This is a genomic window from Stieleria varia (assembly GCF_038443385.1).
Classification (GTDB): domain Bacteria; phylum Planctomycetota; class Planctomycetia; order Pirellulales; family Pirellulaceae; genus Stieleria; species Stieleria varia.
This window is the reverse complement of sequence record NZ_CP151726.1, coordinates 304,194-329,676: the sequence shown is the minus strand read 5'-3', so window position 1 is coordinate 329,676 and position 25,483 is coordinate 304,194. Positions and strand designations below refer to the sequence as shown.

The window sequence follows — 25,483 nt, the reverse complement described above, 5'->3', positions numbered from 1 at the left end:
GCGACGTATGTTTGACTGTGGTGATCGACTCTCCGTGTGAGCGGTGAGTCGAAAGCCGGTCCGACCACTGCGACGCCGAGGTATTTCAACGACATGTCTGCTGCCCGACGCGGGATGACTCTGCTGGAGGTCACCATTGGCCTGCTGGTGATCGGTTTGCTCGCAGCGATCGCTACGCCCCGATTCACTCAAACACTGACGGCGAATCAGTTGAGCGCTGCGGCATCCCGCATCGCATCGACCATCGAGTACGTGCGTCATGTCGCGCTCAATGATGGACGTACGACAACCATTGTGTTCGATGCCTCAACGGACAAGGTGACCAGCACGGATGTGGACGCTGTCACCCAAGCTGGCAGTTCGATCTCCATCGATCTTAAGAGCGAGTACGACGATTCGATCGAATTGACGGCCAGCTTTGACGGTCAAGACACCTTGTCGTTCGATTTGGAGGGGGCTCCGATCGTCGGCAGCACGGCCATGCAATCGGGAACGATCACGCTGACCAGCGATTCACAATCTCGGACGTTGTATGTCCTGCCTGGGCTTGGCGGAGTTTCCTTTACCGCTCCCAGCGGCGGGAGTCCCTCTCCATGAGATCAACACTGGGTCGGGAGCGAGCAGGTTTTACATTCATCGAGTTGATCGCCGCGATGGCCGCGGCGTCGGTGCTGATGGTCTCGTTGTTGGCCACCGTGTTGATTGCGACGTCATTGTTGCAGCCAAACACGTCAGCTCAGCAGGAGACGCGTGACCGGAGCATTGAGGATCGGATCTCATCGGATCTGCGATACGCGACGGCGATCGATTCGTCTCCGTCTTACGGTTTCAATGTGACGCGAGCCAGCGTCACGACGGGTTCCTCCGAATCGCTTTCCTACGAATCTTATATCGACGGATTGACTCGCGGAGTCAATGGCGACGCTTCGGTGACGTTGGATATCGCCGCGCCGTCGCATCAGTCGCATGTCGATGGCTACAGCGCGCCGACTTCGGCATCGCAAGCTTATTACCCCCGAGTGCGTGCGGTCAACTCGGTGGCCAGTCCCGGCACCGTCGGCAGCCTCAGTTGTCCGTTGCCTAACGGCGTGAAAGACGGCGACCTGTTACTGCTGGTCACTACGTATCGATCTGCACCTTTTGTGCTGATTTCACCCGGCGGCTGGAACTTCATCAACTTTGCGTATCGTGATGGGATGGTCATCGATGCGAGATACACTTACTACAACTCGTCGATGCCACCGGACGTCACCGCGTTCTTCTTTTTTGATACCGGAGAAATTGGGATCAGCATTTATGCGATCGAGAACGCACATCCTTACTCACCGATTTTGGGTTCGGTGAGTTCGTCAGGAGAGGCCTATGCGGGCAATTCACTGTCGCATCCAGCGGCTTTACAAAGCGGCACGCATGCTGAAGGTGACTTGAATCTGCAATTGATCATCGCAGATGAATCTCCCATCGCATCATCGACGCTTGGGATGCCTGGGTTCACGGATGTGATACGGCGGACGGTTGCCCCCTATAGCTCCAAACGATTCTCTTCTGGTTCCGCAACTCGCAATGGCCCGATTTCCACCACCTTTGCGCCCAGGGTTTGGTTTCAGCAGGATGCCCCCTGGGCGATGTTGAGCGTCAGAATCGGAGGCCCCGATGCGTGACACAGTGCTTGATGGTCGCACCAGAGATCGCCAAGGTTTGACGATGCTGGAGATCGTGATCTCGTTGATTCTGGTTTCATCGCTGTTGCTGGTCTCCCTCCAAGCATCGGGGCGATTACTACGTATCCAGTCGATCGGATCGACGGCGGTTCAATCGCGAGAACTCGGCGGCATGTGGCTGGACGAAATCTCCGCAATGAGTTTTCAGGATCTGGAATCATCTGGGACGTTTGGTTTGGAGACGGGCGAGACGGCCGGTGTGCGCAGTGCCTATGACGACGTGGACGACTATCACGGCTATTCCACAACCTCACCGACTCATCGCGACGGAACTGCGATGGTGGGTTTCGTTCTTTGGAGCGTCTCGGTCTCTGTGACTCCGGCAGTCTATTCCGCCTCCGGTGTGACCTTGACCGCTGATCCAAAGGATCCGTTTCGTGTCATCACGGTGACCTGCACGGCACCCGATGGATACGTGGGAACTCAATCGACGCTTGTTTCCGATGTGCCCGATGACTTGCCGGAGACGACATCCTACGCACGACTTCGCCGCGACCGATTCACATTCTCGTCCGATCGCGTGTTGGATGTCGTCGTGCCTCTTCGCAATCATCCGACGATGGGGTACTGAATCGCATGAGACAACACTCAATCGATGGTCGGCTTTGTCGCGCCGGATATGTCTATTTGGCTGTGCTGTTCACGGCGTTGATCGTTTCGGCGGCCGTTGCTGCTTCGCTATCGGTATCAACCAGTGGCTTGCGATCTCAGATCGATCGTGTCAACCGAATGGCGGCGATGAGGCTTGCCGAGAGTGAAATGCACCGCCAAGCGTCGCGATTGTCATCAGACGCGAATTGGCGGAACAATCACACAGACGGAGCGTACTCGTCCTGGTTAAACGCTACTGGGTTGGTCGTCTCCAGCACGGATCAAGCCTCGGTTCGCTATCAGCTCAGTGACGTCGATGGCGATCTGTCGGATGACGATTTCGACGATGTGCAACTGACCGTACACGCGCGAGTGGGCGACTCGCAATCGGCGATCACGGTGCAATTGCAACCAGCGTACCGTGGGCTGGAGCTGCTAGGCTATGGCGTGACCGCGCTGGATGATTTGCGTGTGGAATGGGGAGCGGTATTGAATTCAGAGTCCGCCGTTCAGGTCGCGGATGATTGCCTGACATCCACCAGTGGCACCATTGTGTCCCCGCTCACGGAGTGCAGTGGTACGATCATGCCCGCGATACGCGGCGCGTTTGCGGGCGAGAATGTCGCCGGGCCGACCCACGACGTGGTGGACGTCTACATGCAATCTGGCACCCAGATCCCTGTTTCTTCGCTCCCCTGGCAAAGCGGGAAACGTACGATCAGCAACGCCGTGCTGACGGCAGGCACCAATCCGTATGGCAGCACTGACGCTAATGGCGTGTACTGGATCGATGCGGGTGGCAGCCACGTGCGAATCACGAACTCACGGCTCGGTTGCACTTTGGCGATCTACGATGCGTCGTCCATTGAACTGACCGGAGCCATTGTTTGGGAATACGCTGCGGTGCCCGAAGCCATTTTGGTCGCTGATGCCCCCATCTATTTCAATGCGATCGAGCCGGTGCTCAGCGAGTCGACGTTGGGCGTGAACTTTAACCCCTCGTCATCGCCCTTCCGCGGCAGCATCAGCAACACGACAATTGATGATCAGTACGACACGCAATTTCGGGGTTTGATTTACAGCTCAGACGATGTCACCGTGTATGCCACCAGCGACGGCAGTCCGATTTGGGTCACCGGCTCGGTGATCGGTGATGACGTAACGCTTTACAACGATGTCCACATCTTTTCTCTGCCGGAGTTGGTATCATCACCACCAGCGGGACTGATCGACCCCACCCCGATGCGATTTATCAACGGAACCATGCGGCGCGTTCCCACTCCATAGCCTCCCGTTCAACGGCATCCATTCATTGAGTCGCTCAGAAGATCCCCGGCGCTCGGATGCTTCCTTGGCCCCTGCGTCCCAGCGGATGCCTGTCACGATGGTTTCCTCCCCGCACCCGGCGGTCTTGGATCCCGATGTTCTGGTACAGCATTGTCAGCGTCGAACTCAGCGTCGCAGCGGCCCAGGAGGACAGCATCGCAACAAGACAGACACCGGTGTGTTTTTGACGCATCTACCGACGGGGATTGTTGGCGAAGCGACTGAGAAGAGAAGCCAGGCGGAGAATCATCGCATGGCATTGCAGCGACTGCGATTTCGCCTTGCGTTGGACCTGCGAACGCCCAGCAGTCTGGATGCCGTCGATGGGAAACGCCCCGTCGAACAATCTGCCATCGATCCGCCTCACGATCCAGACGAAGCCCAGGTGCGGCAGCGGCATTTCGCAGCACGCCTGCGGATGAACGACACCAACGAGGCAAAACCCGGCGTGTTGGCGTTGCTGCTGAACGATTTGCACGCCGCCGGCGGTCAGCCCAGCTTGGTGGCAAAACGCTGGAAAATCAGCACGAGCGGCATCATTTCGTTCCTGAAATCGCACCCTGCCGCTTTCGAGTGGGTCAACCGAGTTCGCGTTCATCACGGGCGTCCTCCGCTAAAATGAGCGTCTACGCGGACGACTGATTGCAGCTACAATGAATTTCCAAGCTGTGACATCAGATGTCGCTGCTGAAAGGCTCGCAGCCATTTCTACCGCAACGGTCCTACCTCCCACCCGTGTCGATGATGAAGTCCTACGTCTCTGAATCAAAATACCGCTCGATGTTCCGCCCGATTCTGTTCCGCCCGATTCTAAACAGCATGATGGCGATGCTGCTCATCGTCGGCTGGGTCACCTCTGGCTCAGCGGCCGAGGTTTTCGTCGAATCGGAAAGTTTTGCCGATCCCGGTGGCTGGAAATTGGACACACAGTTCATTCAAGAAATGGGATCGCCATACTTGCTCGCGCACGGCTTAGGAAAGCCCGTCCAGGACGCGACGACCAAGGTTGAATTTGCAACAGCGGGCAAGTACCGAGTGTGGGTGCGTACAAAAGACTGGGTGGCGCGATGGGACGCTTCACCGCCGCCCGGACAGTTTGAAATTCACATCGATGGAAAACCGCTCGCGGAAACTTTTGGGACAAAGTTTGCAACATGGTCATGGCACGATGGCGGTGTGGTCGAGATCTCCGCCGGCGAACATGCCCTCGCGTTGCACGACCTGACGGGATTCGACGGTCGCTGTGACTGTATCTACTTCACCACCGACCTGGACAACCAGCCGCCACAAGCGGACTCGGTCCTGGGACCATGGCGGCGCGATCAACTCGGTTTGCCGGAGGAACCACAGGTTCGTGGACCGTATGACTTGGTGGTCGTCGGCGGCGGGTATGCCGGCATGGGGGCAGCGATTTCCGCTGCTCGAATGGGATGTCGTGTTGCACTGGTTCAAGACCGTAGTGTTCTGGGTGGCAACGGTTCCAGCGAAGTTCGTGTGTGGGCGATGGGAAACATCCGTCGTGGCAAGTTTCCACGCATCGGTGAGATCATCGAAGAGTTCGCCGACAACGCGACCAAGTCGCCCGGCAAGTACGAAGAGTTTGGCGACGACGTCAAAGAAAAAATCGTCCGCGCAGAAGACAACATCGACTTGCTGCTGAACCATCATGCTCACGCCGTCAAAATGGACGGCAACAAGATCAAGTCTGTACTCGCGTTCGACACGAGAACCGGATCCGAAGTCGAGATCCTGGGCCAGCTGTTCTCTGATTGCACCGGACACGGATGGATCGGCGCATGGGCCAAAGCCGACTTGGATCAGACACCGACCGGCCGGATGGGCATGAGCAACATGTGGGCCTGGGACGAAACACCCCAGTCGGTCGACTTTCCCGAAACACCTTGGGCGTTGGACTTGAACATGGCTGATTTTCCCTACCCGCGTGACCACCACGGTCAATGGTTTTGGGAGAGCGGTTTCGACAAGGATCCACTGGGCGACGCAGAAGCCATCCGAGATTGGAATCTGCGAGCGGTTTTCGGCGCGTTCAATGCGATGAAGAACCGGGACGGTGCGGACAAGCACGCCGGCGCGTTCTTGACCTGGGTCGCCTTCATCGGCGGGCCTCGTGAAAGCCGACGGTTGATGGGTGACGTGGTGTTGACCGAAGAAGACATCGTCAGCAAGAGAGATTTTCCGGACGGCTGTGTGCCCAGCACGTGGTCCATCGATTTGCACTACCCCAAGAAACAGTACGCGGAAAAATTCCCCGACAACCCATTCATCTCCATCGCCGAACACGGCAAAGGCGTCGATCGATCGTACGGATACCCTGTTCCGTATCGATGTTTTTACAGTCGCAATGTCGACAACCTGTTCATGGCAGGTCGCTGCGTCAGTGTCACTCACGAAGCCTTGGGAACGGTTCGTGTGATGAAAACCTGCGGCATGATGGGCGAGGTCGTCGGCAAAGCCGCGTCGATTTGCGCCAAAGAAGGCTGTCTGCCGCGAGACGTTTACGAAAGCCATCTCGATGACTTGCTCGAAATGCTGAAACTGCCCGGAAAGGCGCGACGCAGTACGCCGACCGCGCCGGTCTCGATTCCCGCCGATGCATTGCCGCTTGCCGGCCCCAACGGACCGCCGACAGGACTCGACCCTGCCAAGTTGGAGGGAATCGTCGTCGATGATGTCGATGCGAAACTGTCCGGCCCCTGGCAAAGCGGAACCGGTCTGCCCAATTACGTGGGCTATTCGTATCAGTACGCAGGGCCCAAGACCAACGCGACGGCTCAGTTCACGCTCAAGGTCACGACGCCGGGAACGTACCAAGTGCACGTTTACAGCGGTCCGCATGAAAATCGCTCGACGCGTACCTTGGTCACGGTCGCCGCCAACGGAGAGACGCAGTCACATCGAATCGATCAGCGTACGGTCAGTGGTAAGCTTTCGATCCCCGTCGGCACGGTGACCGTTGGTCAGCCCGGTGACGTGGTGGTCACACTCAGCACGGACGGTGCCGACGGAAACGTACACGCCGACGCCGTCGCGTTGATGCCCACGAAATGAAAGGCGTGTGACTGCCGGTGCAGGAATCTCTGCCTGAGCCATCGCGTTCTGCAGTGCGTGCTGCAGTGCGTTCTCATTCGCGAAACGGACGTGTGCAACAGCATCGTGCCTCGGTCGTTCACGTCTTGCGACTGTTGATCGTCATCGGAATGCTGCTGGCGATTCGATCGCCGTCAGAACGCCATGATGACGTCGGGCAGGTGCCCGAATTGGCGATGGTGCAAGGCTTGATACCGACAGCCCAATCAATCGATCCGCAGGCAGATGCCAGCGGATTATGGAGCGTCCGCGACGAACAGGGACGCATGATCGGATCGGTGACACGCACGTTGCCGATCGCCGAGTCGATCGTCGGCTATCGAGGTCCCAGTGAATCATTGATCGCCTTGGACACCGAACTGCATGTTATCGCGGTGGCCTTGATCCACAGCTCGGACACGAGTGAGCATGTCGAGGCGGTTCAACGCGATTCGCAATTCTTTCAGCAGTTCCACAGTTGGAGTTGGGGCGGACCACCAACCGGTCAAAAGGTAGATGCCGTTTCCGGAGCAACCTTGACGAGCTTGGCGATCGCCGGCGGCGTCCTGAAACGAATCGGTGGTGATCGTCCGTCGCTCGTGTTTCCCGACAACGTAGCGGTTGCCGAAGTCCAGCAGTGGTTTCCGAACGCCGCGCGAGCGGATGCGATGGGCGGTCGGCCTGCGATGCACGTGATCCGCGACAGCAAGGGGCAAGTCATCGGTCATGTGATTCGCACCGGCCCACTGGCGGACTCGATCGACGGATACCAGGGACCGACGGAGATGCTGTTGCGGTTGGGCGAGAACCCACACGGACCGATCCAAGCGATACGTATCCGCTCCTCATTTGATAACGAACCCTATGTCGGATATGTCCGAGATGAATACGGATTTTGGCCGATCTTTGAACAGCAGACGATGGAGCAACTGGCCGAGTTTGATTTGGTTGCCGCCGAGGTCGAGGGAGTCTCTGGGGCGACGATGACCAGCATGGCGGTCGCGGAGACGTTGGTTGCCTCGGCAAAGAAATATCAACAGCAGGAATTTCAACCGATCGCCGAACCAACGACATGGTGGCAAGACTTGGTAACGGCGACGCGTTGGTCGCTTCCTGACATCGCAACCGTTGCCGTGTTGATCGCCGCCGTTTGGTTTCGCATGCGTGGATGGTTTCGTCGACCGTGGTGGCGACGATTTTGGTTGGCCACGGTTGTGATCGTGATCGGATTGTGGGCGGGCAACCTGTTGTCGATGTCTTTGGTGGCCGGATGGTCCGCCGAGGGTGTGGCTTGGCGTTTGGCACCTGGTTTGACGTTGATCGCGTTGGTGGCATTCCTGTCACCGCCGCTGTCCAAGTCCAATCCATATTGCAACCACCTTTGCCCGCATGGCGCGCTGCAGCAGTGGATCAAGCCTTCGGCAAAGAGCAAACGCAAGTGGAGCCCACCGCGGCGTCTGGTTCGCTGGTTGAGTTTTTTGCCGGGAACGATGCTGGTGGTTGCTTACGTTGGCCTGGTGCTTTATCCGACGCTGGATGTTTCCTCCTGGGAACCGTTTCACGCCTACTTGTTTCGCATCGCTCCATGGGGGGCCTTGTTGCTAGCAGCAGGAACGCTTGTCATTTCCGCGTTTGTTCCCATGGCGTACTGCCGTTTGGGATGTCCGACGGGGCGATTGTTGGATCATCTTCGTCGAAAAGCGAGCAGCGCACAAATCCAGCTCGCCGATGTCATTGCGATTGGCCTGCTCTTGTTCGCCTGGAGCTGGTCCTGGTGGAAATGATAGGAGGGGGGGGCGACGTGACGCGTCAGGGAGCCGCATTGCCATCAATCAGCGTCCATATACCACACATTGGCGATGCCTGGGTGAAACCCGTCTTGCAGTCAAATCGGGTGATATGTAAGGATTTTTCTGGCCTCGGGCTGCATTCCCCCCGGCGACCTGCGTCCGCTGGCCGTTACTACACCTCAATTGTGGTGCGGAAATTGCCGCTGAGATGCCGAATAACGATTTAGCACTCGACACACATGATTGCCACTTACACTTATCCCAGGCGGTCAACGGCAGTCTTTTGCCTTGCTCCCTTTTCGGAGCTTTAGTTCACCATTGGGTAGATCCAAGAAAACATGTCAAACACGCTCGAACCGAAAAGCCTCACTGATTCGCACGCTCACGATCCGATTTTGGAGCCGCTGCCAAAGGAACTCCGTCGTCACCTGCACTTCACACTCGATTCAGAAGACGCGGACCGCAACGCCTACTATCGGGCTTGCGCGATTGCGGTTCGTGACCGGCTGCATCGCGACTGGCGTCAGACGCGAGGCCGTGCATCCGAGGGCGATGTGCGTCGTGTTCACTATCTCTCGCTCGAGTTCTTGTTGGGTCGTTCGCTCAACAACGCCATTCAAAACATTGGAATTGACGAGAACCTGCGTAATGCGCTTCACGGGGTCGGACTTGATCTGGAAGAAGTCGCGGACGTAGAGCACGACGCCGGTCTCGGCAATGGTGGTCTGGGACGACTGGCGGCATGCTTTCTGGACAGCTGTGCCAATCTTGCTTTGCCCGTGACCGGCTACGGCATCCGCTACGAGTTCGGGATGTTTCATCAGCGAATCGAGGGGGGGCATCAGGTCGAAGCCCCTGATCGCTGGCTGCGAAACGGTAACCCGTGGGAAATCGAACGCACCGAAGACACCAAGACGATCCGCTTTTATGGACACACCGAGCGTTATCAGGACGAGAGCGGACGTCCAAAAATTCGTTGGGTAGCTACCCACGATGTACTGGCGGTTCCATTCGACATGCCGATTCCCGGCTACAAGAACGGGATCGTCAATACGCTGCGGTTGTGGAAATCGACCACGACGGACGATTTTGATCTCGATGAGTTCAACGCAGGCAGTTACCCGGAGTCGGTGGCCAAAAAGAATGATGCCGAACAGATCTCCATGGTGCTCTATCCGAACGACTCCAGTGAGAACGGCAAAGAGCTTCGACTCAAGCAGCAGTACTTCCTCGTCTCCGCCAGCCTGCAAGACGTGCTGAACAAGTGGGTGCAAAAGCACGGCAAGGACTTCAAAGACTTCGGCGGCAAGAATTGTTTCCAACTCAACGACACACACCCCGCGTGCGCCATCCCCGAGTTGATGCGTCTGTTGATGGATGAACACGGGTTGGAGTGGGATGAAAGCTGGGAGATCGTCACTCGATGCATGGCGTACACCAATCACACGCTGTTGCCCGAAGCATTGGAGCGGTGGTCCGTGCAGTTGTTCAGCCGGCTGTTGCCGCGAATTCTGGAAATCATCTATGAGATCAATGAACGATTCCTGGCGATGGTGACCACGCAGTTTCCGGATGATCCTGGACTGCGGGATCGAGTCTCGTTGGTCGAGGGCGGCCACCATCCGCATATCCGCATGGCCTATCTGAGCATCGTCGGCAGCTTTTCTGTCAACGGCGTTGCCCAGTTGCACACGGATCTCTTGCGTTCCGGTTTGTTCGCGGACTTTTGCAAAATCTGGCCGACCAAGTTCAATAACAAGACGAATGGCGTCACTCAGCGACGTTGGCTTTCACACTGCAATCCCGACTTGCGGGAGTTGCTCAACGAGTCCATCGGAGTTCAGTGGCAACGCGATTTCTCCCTGATCTCCGATCTTGCTCCCTTGGTCGATGACGCTTCCTTCCGCGAACGTTGGGATGCGGTCAAGCTGACCAACAAGCGACGTTTGTCCAAGTACGTCCTGGAAAATACGGGCGTTGAGTTTGATACCAATGCGATCTTTGATGTTCAAGTCAAGCGGATTCACGAGTACAAGCGCCAGCTACTCAACGTACTGCACGTGATCCACTTGTATGACCGAATCATGAAAGGAGATACCGCCGACATGACGCCTCGTTGCGTGTTGATCGGTGGAAAAGCAGCCCCGGGCTATTTCATGGCCAAGCTGATCATCAAGTTGATCAATGAAGTTGCCCAAGTGGTCAATTCAGACCCCAGGAGCAAAGGCCTGCTACAGATGGTGTTCTTTCCCAACTATCGCGTTTCCTCCATGGAAGTGATTTGCCCAGGTACCGAACTGTCAGAGCAAATCTCAACCGCAGGAAAGGAAGCTTCCGGAACCGGGAACATGAAGTTCATGATGAACGGTGCCTTGACGATCGGAACGCTCGATGGTGCAAACATCGAGATCCGCGAGAAGGCCGGTGCGGAAAACTTCTTTCTGTTCGGACTCAGTGCCGCCGAGGTCGAGGAAACGAAGAAGAACTACTGCCCCAACGCCATCATTGGTGAGGATCCAGAGATTGCCCGGGTCATGGAACTGCTGGAAGGAGGATTGTTCAACTCCACCGAGCCAGGAATTTTTCACCATCTGATCAGTGGACTCAGAAACCCTCACGATCAATGGCTGACGATTGCAGATTTCAGAAGTTTTATCGATACGCAACGTCAGGTCGAACAGACCTACCAGGACCGTGAAGCGTGGACGAGGATGAGCATTCTGAATTCCGCCAATAGTGGCTGGTTCTCCAGCGATCGAACCATTCAGCAATACGCCGACGAGATCTGGCACGTCAAATCGCTGAATCAGGACGAGAAATGAGCGTTTTCCCGACAAGCTGATCGCTAAACGGGCAATCACGCTCAATCGAACAATCAGAAAAAGACGCCATCGACTTCGGTGGCGTCTTTTTTCGTCCGTTGGCGACTCCAAATCGTTTTAATCGACGCTGCACTCAAAGGATTCTCGTCAATGCGATCCTTTGGCACAACAATCGCATTACTCCAAACCCAACGCGGCAGAAGTGATGTTCACAACTACGCGAGATAACTTTTCACCTTTGGAGAATAGCCATGTTGAGCTGGGCATTAACCTTTCTTGTTGTCGCATTGATCGCTGGCGTGCTGGGGTTCGGCGTGGTTGCCGGTACCGCTGCATCGATTGCAAAGATTCTGTTTGTTGTCTTCCTGATCCTGTTCATCGTCGGACTGGTCATGGGACGTCGTGGGCCAGTGGTCTGAGTCATGACACAAATTCAAATCGGCAGCACGCTTCGCTATGACGTACGGCAGCCCACTGTCTTTTTGTTAAAGATTGCGGCTGCCTACACCGAGCATCAAACAATCATTGATGAGAATCTTACGCTCGATCCGCTGGTACAGTTGGAACAGTGTCAGATTGGTCCAGACGGAAATCGGATGCAGCGATGCATGGTGCAACCATGTCAGTTGACCATCAACTATCAGGCGACGGCAGAGCTGTCGCCTGGGATCGATCAGCCTCAAGACGTCGCTGAGACCGAAGCGTCCCAGATGCCGCCAGAAGTGCTGACCTACATGAATCCGAGTCGATACTGCGAGAGCGATCTATTGGCCCGATTCGCATTCGAAGAATTCGGACGTCTGCCCGGGGGATTCCAGCGGGTGGAGACCATTTGCAATTGGGTCTACGAACATTTGGACTACACCTCCGGCAGTACCAATGCGACGACAACTGCATCAGACGTGCTGTTGCAGCGTACGGGTGTTTGCCGCGACTACGCTCACTTGGCGATCACGCTTTGTCGAGGCATTGGCATCCCCGCACGATACGTCTCTGGGTATGCAGCCAATTTGCAACCGCCGGACTACCACGGGTTCATGGAAGCATTCTTGGATGGTCACTGGTATCTCTTTGATCCCACTCGCTTGGCTTCCACTTTGGGTTTGGTCCGCATCGGGGTTGGCAGGGACGCAGCGGACGTCGCCTTTTGCACTCTGACGGGTTCAGCGGTGATGCAGGAGAAAAATGTGTGGGCGAATCTTTCGCAACCCAATGAGCGTGACAAGGGACAGGTCGCCGTATCGACGGCTTGAGATCGCCGCCTACCGGACATCAATTTGCCTCAATTTCCAACGTTCTTACGAGACTAGAACACCTGACCAGGGTTTCACAGGGTTGTGATTTTGCGTTATTCAGAGATATCCCTTGAGAATCCCCCCCAAATATGCCTACTTGGGCTCCGCCTCTGCGGCCGCCCTGTGCTTGATTGTGGCTGTCGCCAGTGCTCGCGCGGTAATATCAACGGAACAGCGGCTCAATGAAGCTGAGCTGTCATTGGACACCCGGGATCAATTCGCGCTCGCAAGCATCAACAGTGTCTTTTCACGCTGGAATGACCTGACGCTGATCCTGGCCAGGCAATCTCAGCCCCGGATGGAGTGGACCTATCTGATCGAGGAGTTGAAGCATTCTTTGCAGCAGTTTGTCGAAGACCCTCGACATCACAGCAGGCTGCCACATCAGGTCGCATTGGCAAAGTTGCATTTGGGGCGAATCTGCAGTATTCAGGGCAATAACTCTATGGCCCGAAATTGGATTGATCAGTCAATCGAATTGTCGAAATCCAACCAAGATCAGGTTCTCTGGGGATACGCCCTGAACACCTTGGGTTGCCTGGACTCAGTCCTGGGTGATCACAACGCAGCCAAGCGATCATTTTACGAATGCTGTCGCCTGCTGCAGTCTCAACACGGTAGCGACCATCAAAACGTGCTGGCCATTGCACTGCGCAACCTCGGGCTGACGAATCGGGCGTTGGGTCTGGACGCTACAGAGCCGATTCGAAAAGCGATTCTCATTCAGCAGCAAGACCCTGACAGTCGAACATACGGTTTGACGAATGAAATGCTGCAAGATCTTCGCATGACGCTTTGTGAAGTTTATTGGGAACAAGGTGAGCTGCAAAAAGCAGCATCTCTCGCGCAACAAACGCTCGATAGTTTGACATCGCAGATCGTTCACACTGAGTTGCCGAACCTGGACAAGCATTTGATTGCTTTGAATCGTTACAACAACGCAACGATGTTCGCCCAACGTAATTTGCAATCGCTCCGGCAGATCGCCAATGATTTTGGGCAGACGGCGAGCCGGTCAGAACTTGGGAAAACCGCTAGTCGCTGGCAATGGAGTCCGCTGGTCGATTTGAATACCGAGTTGGTATCGAACCATCTTTCGATGTCCGGAACGATGGTGGCTGAGTTTGAGCCACAAAACGGGTTGGCCTTGGCCTGGGGCATGTTCGACTGGACAAATTCTGTGGTAACGGACATCGCCAGGCAATTACATGATCGCGTCCGCTTGGTTGTCGTTGCGGACAACGAAGAGTCGATGGAGCAGGCGCAAGCTTCATTGGAGGCTGCCGAAGTGCCGCTAGAGAATATTCGCTTTGCGATCATCGACTGTGAGACGCCTTGGTTTCGCGACCAAGGGCCAATCGTGTCGGTGTCGTCGTCTGGAGAAACGATTTGGTTCGACTCTCGGTTGACACGCGAAGACCGCAAAGGACGCATCGTGCTGGACGCATTGCCCAACGCACTTCGTCGAAACTGGAGGACTCGTGTGGCGGATGTGCCGGTTCATTTGGAGGGCGGCATGCTGCTTTCCAACGGCCGAGGCTTGACCGTCGCATCAAACCACATCATTCCGCTGAACCAACTGTACGGTTTTTCTGACGCCGTGATTCGCAAGGAAACCCTACGGGTAACGGGTGCGAAACAACTCGTCATGATCGACACACTCATGGGAGAGCCGACCCGACACATCGACATGTTCATGACCTTTGTCACGCCGACAACGGTGGTGGTCGGAAAGTACTCAGATCGTAACAACCCGAACTCTGTCGTCTTGGATCGCGTCGCACAGAAACTCGAAGGAGTCATTGTCGACGGGAAACCGTTGACGGTGGTGCGAATCCCGATGCCAGAGAGCCAGGACGATACATTCCCAACCTATACGAATGTCGTCTTCGCCAATGGAATGTTGCTGGTCCCGTCCTACCAAGGACAACCCCAAGAAGTTGAATCACAGGTGAAGTCCATTTACTCAGAGCTGTTGCCAGATTGGGAAATTCGATTCGTGGATTGCACGCGACTACGCGATCGTGGCGGAGCACTGCACTGCATGGTCTCCAACTTGGGCCCGACGGAATTCACACCCGTTCATCCCAAGAAACAAGACGCGCTCAGTTCCTCCGAACAGCCAAAGCTCACATCTATCCGCTAACCCATTCGCGAGACGGGTTCCATCTGAACGAGTGCTCGCCTCAAAACAACGAAACACGAAAGTCAAGTAGAATCGATCGCCGTTGGCAGCGATTTTGCCGTGTTTTCGCAGCGTTACTGCTGTTGAGAGATTGACTGCTCGCTGGGCCACTATTTCGCTGGGCCTTTATTTCGCTGCGGCACGGCGTAGCCGATCCATGATCGCCAAGCCAAGGTCCACTTCGGGAACCGGTTCGGCGATGATGCAATCCAGACCAATCGCATCGAGTCGACGCATCGCTGCGAACAAGTTGACCGCTGCGGTGCGCAGACAACCCGATTCCGAGAGGACTTCAATCGCCGAAAAAGAGGCCGCGTTCGTCGGCGTTTTGAGGCATAGCAAGCCTCGCCTTTGATGATCGTTGTACGTGGTGTCTTGATCCGCGATCACCAAGGGAGTTCGAGGCGCGTAGTGGCTCGTTAGTTGACCGGGTGAGCTGGGACGCGACGGTTGATGAGTGCTTTTCTCGATGGGGCCGATGACCGCTTCGATTTCTTCCAGTGGCACACCACCCGGGCGTAACAACGTGGCCATTCCATTGGGCGATTCCACAAAAGAGATCACGGTGGATTCCACACCCACGCGACACGGCCCGTCGTCCAGGACCATAGAGAGTCGGTCGCCGAATTGTTCCCGCACGTGCTGGGCGGTGGTCGGGCTGACCATGCCGAAACGATTGGCGCTCGGGGCGGCGATGGGGACTCCCGCCTCGCGGATCAACGTCCTCGCCATGAGATGTCCTGGGCAGCGGACCGCGACGCTGGGTAAGCCGGCGGTGACGATGTCCGGAACACAGTCCTGCTTTACAAGGACCAGAGACAGCGGCCCCGGCCAAAATCGCTCGATCAATGTCTTGGCGGCGGCCGGGATATCTTTCACCAAATCGCTCAAGTCGCTGGGGTCGGCGATGTGAACGATCAGCGGGTCAAACTTCGGCCGCTCTTTGAGCGCAAAGACTGCAGCGACCGCAGTGGCATCCAACGCGTTAGCACCCAAACCGTACACGGTCTCGGTCGGAAACCCGACGAGCAAGCCCTGGCGAATCATCTGCGTGGCTCGGCTGAGATTTTGCTTGTCGGAGGATGACATTTGGATAGGAGTTTGCAAGGGAGATTCATTTTCGCCGCTGACCGTTTGCAGTGCACAGTCAACAATCGCCGACGCTATTGGGCCTGCTTTTTCGCACGTTTGCCCTTCTGTCGAGCCGCAACCGGCGGTGGTGGAGTGAGTCCATCATCGGGTTGGTACCAAAGTCGGTAGGGATCGTCCAGGCGACGCATTTCCGAAAGCAGCAGAGACTCCATATCACCGAGCTGCGACGCGTACTTTGGATCATCCGCCAAATTGACTTGGCCGGGTTTCGGGGTGACTCCGGTCAGCTTCGTCACCCCGTCGGCATGATGTTGTGTGAGGTATTCGTTGGGGTTCTCGGCAAGATTGAAGAGCTGCTTTTCGCGGACAGACCCGTCCAACACGTCGTACACAATCAGCTTCCAGTCGCCCTTTCGCACGCAACGCATGCCGGGTTTGGTGCCGCCGCAGTATGCGCCGTAGAGAACGTCTCGAACCGTTGATTGAGTGCCTTGCAGCACCGGTTTGAAGCTGATTCCTTCATTGCTATCCGGTGCATCAATGTCGGCCAAATCGCAGAGGGTGGCCAGCGTGTCCATCAAGTAGATGTTACCTTGGGAACGTGATCCGGGCTTGATGCCGGGACCTTTGACGACGTAGGGAACCCGCCAAGTGTGTTCGTAGAGGTTTTGTTTACATTGCAAGCCGTGTCGACCGATCGCCATGCCGTGATCGGCGGTGTAAACGATGTACGTGTTGTCCAGTTCCCCCATCGCATCCAGCTTCTGCAAAACCCGTCCGATTTGGATGTCGATGTTCTCACTGCACGCGTTGTAACGACCGACTTCGTTGCGAATGGTCTGCGGGTCTCGTTTTTCCCCGACACCACTGACGGCGACTTCATCGCGTAGTCCAGGATGGCCATGGGGAAAGGGATGCTCGGGCAGATAGTTGGGCGGCAATGCGGGCTGCTTTGGATTGCTCGGCGGCAGCGACTGCTTGTCCTGGTGATTAACCGCGCCGTACTTGGCGAGCAACTCGGGCGTTCCGTCTCGCGTGTCGTGCGGATGAGAGAATCCGAAGTAGACCAGGAATGGTTTTTCGTCTTGGGTGGATTCTCGATCGCTCAAGTAGTTCAAGACCTGTTCTGCGTGCCATGCGCTGCCAGACTCGTCCGTGCCGCCACGTTTGGTCGCGTCATGCACGACGGTGAATTGATTGTTCGCGGCAGAATAGCTGTTGCCTTTCTTGCAAGTCCGCATCGTTGAGTAGCCCGCGCGATTAAACACTGCCGCCATTGTGTTCTCATCGAGTTTCGGTGGGCAGTGTTCTTTGGCGCCTGGTCCGATCGGCAGGTGCCAAACACTGCGACCGCTCATGACCATGTGCCGCGACGGCGTGCAAACCGCTCCGGAAAAGGAGCCCATGTGGTAGGCGCCATCGATCACCATTCCTTCCTTGGCCAGTTGATCCAGAACCGGCGACTGCAGCGACGCGTCGGGATTGTAAAATCCAAAATCCATCGGTGACTGATCGTCGGCAATGATGAACAGGATGTTGGGTTTGGATCCTTGGGCACAGAGGTTGCTTGTAGTGAAAGTCGCCAGCATTGTGGTGACGATGGCGAGGAGGCGTAAACAACTCATGCGGTTTCTCGGTTTTGGGTCAATCAGCCAATCCAATGGTCTGTGGGAGCCATGAATTGTACTTGGATGTGCCCCTAGATGCATTTGGGATGTCGAACCCCGTTGGGGTTCCCGTTTTCGTCTTGTCGAATCCCCGGGGTGCGCTTCGCGACCCCGGGCTTTGCTGTTTGACCACTTCGTGGTCGGGTAATTGCCACGTGATTTACGCCGAAGGCGTTTAACAACACAGCCTGGGGTCGCGAAACGCACCCCAGGTTCTCACAGCGAATTCAACACCAACCCCAACAGGGTTGCACAACCAATCACGAACGACGCGGTTGGATTGTCGAACCCCGATGGGGTTCCCGTTTCTGGCTTGCCCCGTCCCGGGGTGCGCTTCGCGACCCCGGGCTTTGCTGTTTGACCACTTCGTGGTCGGGTAATTGCCACGTGATTCACGCCGAAGGCGTTTAACAACACAGCCTGGGGTCGCGAAGCGCACCCCAGGTTCTCACGGCGAATTCAACATCAACCCCAACGGGGTTGCACAACCATTCACGAACGACGCGGTTGGATTGTTGATCCCCGTTGGAGTTCCCGTTTCTGGATTGCCCCATCCCGGGGTGCGCTTCGCGACCCGGGCTTTGCTGTTTGACCACTTCGTGGTCGGGTAATTGCCACGTGATTCACGCCGAAGGCGTTTAACAACAGAGCCTGGGGTCGCGAAGCGCACCCCAGGTTCTCACAGCGAATTCAACATCAACCCCAACGGGGTTGCACAACCAATCACGAACGACGCGGTTGGATTGTTGATCCCCGATGTGGTTCCCGTTTCTTGATTGCCCCATCCCGGGGTGCGCTACGCGACCCCGGGCTTTGCTGTTTGACCGCTCCGTGGTCCGCGCTCTGCTGTTTGATCACTCCGTGGTCGGGCTTTGCTATTTGACCACACACGAGGGCTGTCATTGCGGCGTAACACTGAAATTTGCCGGGACGCGGTGTTACGGAGAGAGGCAGATCGGATACATTTCAAAATGCCTGCCGTATGAAATCCGCCCTGACTTTGCACGCTGTTGGGAGTCTTGGCGTTTGAGAACTTGCAGGCCCCCCCAAGATTGATATCCATCTGCCGGCACTGATTTCATCGACGGCACACCTTCTGGCAAATTCATCATGATCAAACAATGTTACCAAACACTACTCCCCGGAATTTGCATGTTGTTCGTCCTGAGTGGATGCCGTGGTGCCAAGGATGCGTCGTCCCAACGCGAGCGGCCGATTCAAAAGGTCGCTTTCGTTCCGGCCAAGCAAGATAAAGTGACTGATTTCGTAGAGCTGGTGGGACGTCTGGCGGCGAATGAAACCGTCGACATTCAGTCGCGTGTCTCGGGTTTTTTGCTCACAACGCACTTTGTTGATGGTCAACAAGTGAACAAGGATGACCCGCTGTTCACGATCGAACCGGATGAATATCAAGCGATCTACAATCAATCTCTCGCAGCGATTGACGTTGCGAAAACAAAGCTGGACCTAGCCGAAAAGACCTTTGCTCGTTCCAAGAAATTGCTAGACAAGAACGCGGTCTCCAGAGAAGAGTTTGAGCAGAATCAAGCTGCCGTCGCCGAAGCACAGGCCAACCTGAAAGCATCCGAGGCGGATGCAGCTCGCGTCAAACTGGATCTTGATTACACCAAGATCATCTCACCCATTTCGGGGCGTGTTGATCGTGCTTTGTTGGACGACGGCAACTACGTGACCGGTGGGTTGGTCGGCGGTACGCTCCTGGCAACGGTGGTCAACGACCGGCCTATCAAGGCTGTAGCCAGCGTGGATGAGAACGTCCGACTAAAATTCATGCGTCGACAAAGGGAGGTGGGTGGCGAGGATTTCAAGGAGGTCGACAAACTGGTGGAGTTACAGATCCCGTGCTACTTGCAGTTGCAAGACGAACAGGACTTTCCCCATGAGGGGATTCTGGAGTACGCGGAAATCAAGGTCGATCAGCAAACCGGCACCTCACAATTGCGTGGCGTGTTCGAGAACAAGGATGGTTTGCTAAAGCCCGGGATGTTTGTGCGTTTGAAGGTTCCGGTATCCGACGCCTACGATGCCGTCTTGGTGCCAGCGACGGCAATCGGCACAGATCAAGCCACCCAGTTCGTCTATGTGATCAACAGTGCAGACGAAATTGAACATCGCACGGTGGAATTGGGCGACCGCAAGGGAAAGCTGCGTGTTGTCAAATCGGGTGTTCAGGCAGAGGAGTCCGTGGTCGTGGCCGGCATGCAGTTGATTCAACCAGGCATGAAGGTCGAGCCAGTCATGAGGGAAGAGTGACTGCGGTCCTGCGGCGATCCTTTGAACTCCATCTTTGAAAAGCTGAAACTCGATGTCCCAATTCTTCATCAAACGTCCAATCTTTGCCTGCGTCATTTCGGTATTGATCGTCTTGGCCGGCGGCATTTTTGTTTGGACACTGCCGATCGCCCAGTACCCAGAGATCACGCCTCCGTCTGTGCTGGTGATGACGAAGTATCCGGGGGCCAGCAGCGAAGTCGTCGCAGCGACGGTCGCGGCGCCGATCGAGCAGCAGGTGACTGGCGTCGAGAACATGCTCTACATGTCCAGCCAGTCCACCAACGATGGCGGCTACTCATTGACCGTTACCTTCGCGGTGGGAACGAATCTGGACATGGCTCAGGTCTTGGTTCAGAACCGCGTGAATCTAGCCACGCCGATCCTGCCGGCTGAAGTCAAGAGCAACGGTGTTTCAGTCGTTAAAAGTTCGTCCAATGCACTGCTGGCAGTCAGCCTGTTTTCGCCCGATCAGTCGCGTGACCAGTTGTACTTGAGCAACTACGCGACGATCCGAATCAAAGACGAGTTGGCGCGGATCAATGGCGTGGGAAACATCTCGTTGATCGGGCAACGAGACTACAGCATGCGTGTCTGGCTGGATCCCGATCGCATGGCCGCGTTGGGCCTGACCGCAAATGACGTGATCGGTGCGCTGCGAGAACAGAACGTTCAGGTTGCCGCCGGGGCGTTGGGGCGTCAGCCGGTGCCTGTCGGTCAAGACTTTCAATACACACTGAAAACGCTCGGTCGACTTTCCTCGCCAGATCAGTTTTCCCAGATCGTCATCAAGACCGGCGAAACAGGGCAACTGGTACGCCTGAGCGAAGTCGTTACAGAGAAACGCACCGACGAGAACGGCAAATCGTTTGGCGGAATCGATTTTGGAGCGGGCTTTGAAGACACGATGTGCAAACTGGACGGAGTGCCTGCGTCTGGGCTGATGATTTATCAGTTACCAGGGTCCAACGCGTTGGACACCGCCGACGCGATTCGTGAAAAGATGGAACAGATCAGTGCCAAGTTTCCATCGGGTGTCGCCTATTCGATCAGCTACGACACGACTCCGTTCATTTCGGAGTCCATCGCAGAGGTGTTCAAGTCGCTGCGGGACGCGATCATTTTGGTGGCGATTGTCGTGTTGATGTTCTTGCAGTCGTGGCGAGCAGCGATCATTCCTTTGATCGCGGTTCCCGTGGCAATCATCGGTACCTTTGCCGTGATGGCGGCCATCGGTTTCAGCTTGAACAATCTGTCCCTGTTCGGATTGGTCTTGGCGATCGGCATCGTCGTGGACGATGCGATCGTCGTGGTCGAGGCGATTGAGCATAAATTGGAACACGGCATGTCGCCTGTTGAGGCGTCGGAGCAGGCGATGCGTGAGGTGACCACTCCGATCATTGCCATTTCGTTGGTTTTGATGTGCGTGTTCATCCCCTGCCTGTTCATTTCAGGGATCACGGGGCAATTCTTCAAACAGTTCGCGGCCACGATTGCGGTGTCGACCTTTTTCAGTGCCGTGAACTCGTTGACACTCAGTCCCGCATTGAGCGCATTGCTGTTACGTCCCAAGGATGAACAACGCGATCCGTTGTCGCGTTTGATCAACTTCCTGTTCGGATGGTTCTTTAAACTGTTCAACCGATTCTTCGGCTTCGTCTCGAACTTCTACGCAAAGTCGGCCGGCTGGCTGGTGCGATTATCGGTATTGGTGCTCGTCGTGTATGTGGGCTTGCTGTGGGCGACCTACAAGACGATGACTTCGGTTCCGGTCGGCTTTGTTCCGGCACAGGACAAGGGCTATTTGTTGGTGGACATCCAGCTCCCCGATTCGGCTTCGCTGGAACGCAGCGAAGCGGTCGTTCGTCGACTGAGCGAGTTGTTGATTGGCTCCCGAAGCGGGGATAGCGAGCAATTGAGTCTTGCGGTCCAGGCGGACATGCATGCCAGCCAAGCCCACCATGAGGACAGCAATCAACATGTTGAATCGACCGATGGTGCTGATCAGCAGAAGGGAATCGAAGGCATCAATCACACCCTTGAGATCGTCGGGCAGTCGATTGTGCAAAACGCCGTGGGGTCAAACTTTGCGTCCCTGTTTGTGTTGCTGGATCCTTTTCACGATCGAGACTCCGATGCCTTGTACTCGGAGCGGATCGCAACCAAGATTCGTTTGATCGCGGCCAAGGAGATCATCGATGCACGTGTTTCAGTCTTCGGGCCGCCACCGGTGGACGGATTGGGCAGCGGTGGAGGGTTTAAGATCATCGTTCGAGACGTCGGGCAACTTGGTTTGAGTGAGCTGGAGAAAGCCAGCCAAATGTTATCGATCAAAGGCTCCGGCGAACCGACGATTCTCGGGATGCAAAGTGGTTTTCGCGCGAACACGCCGCAGATGTTTATCGATGTTGATCGAGAAAAATGCAAATCCATGAACGTCGCTCTGAGTGAAGTGTTCTCCACGCTGCAGACCTACTTGGGCGGCTACTACGTCAACGATTTCAATGCGTTTGGGCGAACATGGCAAGTCAATCTGCAGGCCGATCCGCTCTATCGATTGACCCCCGATCAAGTCACTGCGTTGTACGTTCGCAATCAGAATGGCAAGATGATTCCAATGGGAGCGTTGGCCAGTGTCGAGGACACCACCGGTCCGGCATCGGTGATGCGATACAACGGATTCACGGCGGCGGCGATCAATGGCGTTGCAATGCCTGGTGTCAGCTCCGGTGATACCATCGAGACGGTGGAGAGAGTAGTTGACGAGAATCTCGCGTTTGGATTCGATACGCAGTGGACGGAGTTGACGTTCTTGCAGATCCAAGCAGGCAACACGGCACTGATCGTGTTCGGATTGGCCGTCGTGTTGGTCTTTCTCGTTTTGGCGGCTCAGTATGAAAGTCTGAAGCTACCGCTGGCGGTCGTTCTGGTGGTACCAATGTGTCTGCTGTGTGCCGTCGTGGGCATCGCGATTGCGGGGATGGATATCAACATCTTTGTTCAAATCGGGTTTGTGGTCCTGGTGGGTTTGGCCAGCAAGAATGCGATCTTGATCGTTGAGTTTGCCAAAGAACAGCAAGAGGGCGGCATGAGCAAATTCGATGCGACGATCGAAGCATGCCGATTGCGATTGAGGCCGATCATCATGACATCGCTGGCGTTTATTCTGGGCGTGGTCCCGTTGGCGTTGGCCAGTGGTGCCGGGGCAGAGATGCGATCCACGCTGGGGATCGCGGTCTTCTCCGGAATGCTGGGAGTCACATTCTTTGGGATCTTCTTGACACCGGTGTTTTACTACCTGCTGGCAAGTCCGACGCGAAAGGAAAACGCATCGTGAGCGGCGAATGCCGGGACTCCGGCGTTGGAGCATAGCCTTTAGGCGATCGAGTCCTGGTAAGATGCAGGCGTGAGCGGCTGAAGCCTGGACTCCAACATTGATGCTTTCGAGGTGCCCGTCAGGCGTTTAATCACTGTGTCATCGCCAACTCGATTTTTCTAGGTTGTTTTCAATGCCTCGACATCTTGTTTTGTTGTTCGTTTCAATCGCAGTGCTGGTGTCTACAACCCAAGCTGCGTCCGAGCAGCTGCCCAACATCGTCATCATTTACGCGGACGATTTGGGCTATGGTGACCTGTCGACCTACAACCCAGAGGCGGCCTACCGAACGCCTCGCCTGGATCGGATGGCGGCCGAGGGCATTAAATTCTTGGACGCTCACAGTCCCGCAACGATCTGCTCTCCGTCACGTTACGGGCTCCTGTCGGGGAATCTGGTTTGCCGAACCGGTCGGCGCCCGACCGCCTTCGAAGGGCCTGGTGGACCAAGCTATCTCGCGCCGGGAAAACTCACGATCGCAGAGATGTTGAAAGAAAAGGGCTACCGGACGGGCGTGTTCGGCAAATGGCATTTGGGGCTCACGTGGTTAGACAAGTCCGGCAAACAACTCGGCGGCGGTTTTGATAACTCGTTGTTGATCGATTACGAAAAGAGCACGCCACTGGTCGATGGTCCCAACCGTCGTGGCTTTGACGAGTCATTCGTTACACCGAATTGCCCGACCACGGATCCGCTGTACCTGTACATCGAGAATGGAAACGTCGTGGTTCCCGCGAGTGAGCGTCACAAGCGAGATTCGCTGCCCAATCCGGGCGGGAAATGGCGATGGGACAACGACGAAGGGTGGAAGTCACCGGGGTATCGTTTCGTCGATGCGGACTTGCTTTTCTATGACAAGACGACGGCGTTCATCAGCGAACACCTAAACCAGCAGCCGGATCAACCGTTCTTTGTCATCCTGTCGACGCAAATCGCCCATGCTCCGGTCTTGCCTGCCGATGAGTTCAACGGTGTGACCCAAGCCGGTGCGCGAGGTGATTTTGTCGCAGAGCTCGACGCGTTGACGGGACGTTTGTTAGACTCCCTGCAGAAATTGGGCATCGACGATGAAACGTTGGTCCTGTTCCATTCGGACAACGGTCCTGAGACGTTACACACCCATTGGATGCGAACGGATCATCAACATGACGCAGCGGGCGGTTTTCGAGGCATGAAGCGAGACGGATGGGAAGGCGGACATCGCGTGCCGTTCATCGCTCGCTGGCCGGGGAAGATTCCAACAGGCCAAGTCAGCCGGCAATTGACCAACACGACGGACATCTTTGCAACACTGGCTTCGGTGGTCGGTTACCCGTTGCCGGATGATGTCGCGGTCGACAGTTTTGACATGTTACCAGTGATGTTGGGCATGCAAGATGAAACGCTTTCGGTGCGGCCGCACATGCTGACTCAGAGTTTTCGCGGAGAATTTCAATTGCGTCAGGGCAACTGGAAACTCCTCAATCACTCCGGTTCGGGTGGCAATGGATACGAAGACGGACTTCTGAAGCAGTACAGATTGCCGGAGTCTGCTCCGGATGCTCCCGGCCAGTTGTACGATCTCGGGGTTGATCCAGGCGAGACAAAGAACTTGTATTTCACCGATCCAGAGAAGAGGCGACAGATGCAAGAGTTGCTGAGTGAATTGACGGTGAGAGATCACGGCCGCACGGCTCCGCTGGGTCGCAAGCCGTTTCAAGCGAGCGGGGTATTGCCGCGGTAGGGATGATTGAATCAGCATTTGGCCATGCATAGGCTGGGCTGTTCAAGAGGCTGGTTTTGACTCAATCATTCGGCGTTATTCTTTGAGTCATTTCTTGTCCACTGTCACCTCCCCCAAGGAGCGAGACTGCTGATTTAATCGTGTTGCGTTATCACTGTGAGCCGATGGCGCTAGCCCGGATATTGCATGGGCGTCTGTCACTACGACGCAAGTGATAGTAGAGACTTGGTTTAGGTTGAAAGTAGGACGTTGCTGTTTGATACATCAGCCGGAACGCGATAGCGTCCGGTTCACACGGCAAAATGCGAGAACCGGGTGCTAGCGCACTCCGGCTGATGCAATATCCGGGCTAGCCACGGGCCTCGAAGGGGTTCGTCAACACCATTGGGCCCGCGGCTAGCGCCTTGCGGCTCACTCAATCGGCAGTCTCCTGCGCCGGGAGAGGTCACAGTTGCGCAGCACGGCACACAGCGTATGGTTTGTGTTTGGGCGGATGTTCGTTTTCGTTTTCGACTT

General features: G+C 55.9%; 16 protein-coding genes. 14 read left to right on the top strand and 2 right to left on the bottom strand.

The features are described from left to right. The first annotated feature begins 93 nt into the window (after positions 1-93). The 11 genes from Pla52nx_RS01275 to Pla52nx_RS01225 all read left to right on the top strand — a co-directional run bounded on the left by Pla52nx_RS01275 (position 94) and on the right by Pla52nx_RS01225 (position 14,778). Positions 94-597 carry a GspH/FimT family pseudopilin gene (locus Pla52nx_RS01275; protein WP_146517751.1) on the top strand — a complete coding sequence of 168 codons (504 nt, stop codon included), beginning with the start codon at positions 94-96 and terminating at the stop codon, positions 595-597. Next, positions 594-1,661 (top strand): prepilin-type N-terminal cleavage/methylation domain-containing protein, encoded by a 1,068-nt coding sequence (locus tag Pla52nx_RS01270; RefSeq protein ID WP_146517750.1) that lies wholly within the window; start codon positions 594-596, stop codon positions 1,659-1,661. The genes Pla52nx_RS01275 and Pla52nx_RS01270 overlap by 4 nt, the downstream gene beginning before the upstream one ends. Continuing rightward, positions 1,654-2,292 (top strand): hypothetical protein, encoded by a 639-nt coding sequence (locus Pla52nx_RS01265; RefSeq protein ID WP_146517749.1) that lies wholly within the window; start codon positions 1,654-1,656, stop codon positions 2,290-2,292. The genes Pla52nx_RS01270 and Pla52nx_RS01265 overlap by 8 nt, the downstream gene beginning before the upstream one ends. Positions 2,293-2,297: 5 nt before the next feature. Further along, positions 2,298-3,599: a hypothetical protein gene (locus tag Pla52nx_RS01260; RefSeq protein WP_146517748.1), complete on the top strand. Its 1,302-nt coding sequence runs from the start codon at positions 2,298-2,300 to the stop codon at positions 3,597-3,599. Positions 3,600-3,696: 97 nt separating this feature from the next. Further along, on the top strand, positions 3,697-4,260 hold the full coding sequence (locus Pla52nx_RS01255; RefSeq protein ID WP_231741565.1) for a peptide chain release factor family protein: 564 nt from the start codon (positions 3,697-3,699) through the stop codon (positions 4,258-4,260). 197 nt (positions 4,261-4,457) lie between these two features. Then, positions 4,458-6,707, top strand: a complete 2,250-nt coding sequence (locus Pla52nx_RS01250) for an FAD-dependent oxidoreductase (RefSeq protein ID WP_231741736.1) — start codon at positions 4,458-4,460, stop codon at positions 6,705-6,707. A gap of 65 nt (positions 6,708-6,772) precedes the next feature. Then, positions 6,773-8,509, top strand: a complete 1,737-nt coding sequence (locus tag Pla52nx_RS01245; protein ID WP_146517745.1) for an FMN-binding protein — start codon at positions 6,773-6,775, stop codon at positions 8,507-8,509. A gap of 344 nt (positions 8,510-8,853) precedes the next feature. Further along, positions 8,854-11,337 (top strand): glycogen/starch/alpha-glucan phosphorylase, encoded by a 2,484-nt coding sequence (locus tag Pla52nx_RS01240; protein WP_146517744.1) that lies wholly within the window; start codon positions 8,854-8,856, stop codon positions 11,335-11,337. A 251-nt stretch (positions 11,338-11,588) separates the two neighbouring features. Beyond that, on the top strand, positions 11,589-11,756 hold the full coding sequence (locus tag Pla52nx_RS01235) for a DUF1328 domain-containing protein (RefSeq protein WP_146517743.1): 168 nt from the start codon (positions 11,589-11,591) through the stop codon (positions 11,754-11,756). A gap of 3 nt (positions 11,757-11,759) precedes the next feature. Continuing rightward, positions 11,760-12,590 (top strand): transglutaminase-like domain-containing protein, encoded by an 831-nt coding sequence (locus Pla52nx_RS01230; RefSeq protein WP_146517742.1) that lies wholly within the window; start codon positions 11,760-11,762, stop codon positions 12,588-12,590. A 112-nt stretch (positions 12,591-12,702) separates the two neighbouring features. Continuing rightward, a complete protein-coding gene (locus tag Pla52nx_RS01225) occupies positions 12,703-14,778 on the top strand; it encodes an agmatine deiminase family protein (RefSeq protein WP_146517741.1) in 2,076 nt (691 codons plus the stop codon). Between the two features lie 165 nt (positions 14,779-14,943). Here Pla52nx_RS01225 and Pla52nx_RS01220 read toward each other — a convergent pair whose 3' ends face one another. Both Pla52nx_RS01220 and Pla52nx_RS01215 read right to left on the bottom strand, forming a co-directional pair. Then, positions 14,944-15,906: an L-threonylcarbamoyladenylate synthase gene (locus Pla52nx_RS01220; protein WP_146517740.1), complete on the bottom strand. Its 963-nt coding sequence runs from the start codon at positions 15,904-15,906 to the stop codon at positions 14,944-14,946. Positions 15,907-15,980: 74 nt separating this feature from the next. Further along, positions 15,981-17,534: a sulfatase-like hydrolase/transferase gene (locus Pla52nx_RS01215; protein WP_146517739.1), complete on the bottom strand. Its 1,554-nt coding sequence runs from the start codon at positions 17,532-17,534 to the stop codon at positions 15,981-15,983. Positions 17,535-18,728: 1,194 nt separating this feature from the next. Here Pla52nx_RS01215 and Pla52nx_RS01210 point away from each other — a divergent pair. The 3 genes from Pla52nx_RS01210 to Pla52nx_RS01200 all read left to right on the top strand — a co-directional run bounded on the left by Pla52nx_RS01210 (position 18,729) and on the right by Pla52nx_RS01200 (position 24,967). Continuing rightward, positions 18,729-19,850 carry an efflux RND transporter periplasmic adaptor subunit gene (locus Pla52nx_RS01210; RefSeq protein ID WP_197454151.1) on the top strand — a complete coding sequence of 374 codons (1,122 nt, stop codon included), beginning with the start codon at positions 18,729-18,731 and terminating at the stop codon, positions 19,848-19,850. A gap of 52 nt (positions 19,851-19,902) precedes the next feature. Beyond that, positions 19,903-23,205: an efflux RND transporter permease subunit gene (locus Pla52nx_RS01205; RefSeq protein ID WP_146517737.1), complete on the top strand. Its 3,303-nt coding sequence runs from the start codon at positions 19,903-19,905 to the stop codon at positions 23,203-23,205. Between the two features lie 172 nt (positions 23,206-23,377). Next, on the top strand, positions 23,378-24,967 hold the full coding sequence (locus tag Pla52nx_RS01200; RefSeq protein ID WP_146517736.1) for a sulfatase family protein: 1,590 nt from the start codon (positions 23,378-23,380) through the stop codon (positions 24,965-24,967). Positions 24,968-25,483 lie beyond the last annotated feature (516 nt).

Excerpts from the sequence above, each read along its gene's own strand:
- Pla52nx_RS01200 (WP_146517736.1), top strand. The coding sequence starts at position 23,378 with ATGCCTCGACATCTTGTTTTGTTGTTCGTTTCAATCGCAGTGCTGGTG.
- Pla52nx_RS01220 (WP_146517740.1), bottom strand. The coding sequence starts at position 15,906 with ATGTCATCCTCCGACAAGCAAAATCTCAGCCGAGCCACGCAGATGATT.
- Pla52nx_RS01205 (WP_146517737.1), top strand. The coding sequence starts at position 19,903 with ATGTCCCAATTCTTCATCAAACGTCCAATCTTTGCCTGCGTCATTTCG.
- Pla52nx_RS01235 (WP_146517743.1), top strand. The coding sequence starts at position 11,589 with ATGTTGAGCTGGGCATTAACCTTTCTTGTTGTCGCATTGATCGCTGGC.
- Pla52nx_RS01275 (WP_146517751.1), top strand. The coding sequence starts at position 94 with ATGTCTGCTGCCCGACGCGGGATGACTCTGCTGGAGGTCACCATTGGC.
- Pla52nx_RS01230 (WP_146517742.1), top strand. The coding sequence starts at position 11,760 with ATGACACAAATTCAAATCGGCAGCACGCTTCGCTATGACGTACGGCAG.
- Pla52nx_RS01215 (WP_146517739.1), bottom strand. The coding sequence starts at position 17,534 with ATGAGTTGTTTACGCCTCCTCGCCATCGTCACCACAATGCTGGCGACT.
- Pla52nx_RS01210 (WP_197454151.1), top strand. The coding sequence starts at position 18,729 with ATGTTGTTCGTCCTGAGTGGATGCCGTGGTGCCAAGGATGCGTCGTCC.
- Pla52nx_RS01260 (WP_146517748.1), top strand. The coding sequence starts at position 2,298 with ATGAGACAACACTCAATCGATGGTCGGCTTTGTCGCGCCGGATATGTC.
- Pla52nx_RS01240 (WP_146517744.1), top strand. The coding sequence starts at position 8,854 with ATGTCAAACACGCTCGAACCGAAAAGCCTCACTGATTCGCACGCTCAC.
- Pla52nx_RS01255 (WP_231741565.1), top strand. The coding sequence starts at position 3,697 with ATGGTTTCCTCCCCGCACCCGGCGGTCTTGGATCCCGATGTTCTGGTA.
- Pla52nx_RS01250 (WP_231741736.1), top strand. The coding sequence starts at position 4,458 with ATGATGGCGATGCTGCTCATCGTCGGCTGGGTCACCTCTGGCTCAGCG.
- Pla52nx_RS01265 (WP_146517749.1), top strand. The coding sequence starts at position 1,654 with ATGCGTGACACAGTGCTTGATGGTCGCACCAGAGATCGCCAAGGTTTG.
- Pla52nx_RS01270 (WP_146517750.1), top strand. The coding sequence starts at position 594 with ATGAGATCAACACTGGGTCGGGAGCGAGCAGGTTTTACATTCATCGAG.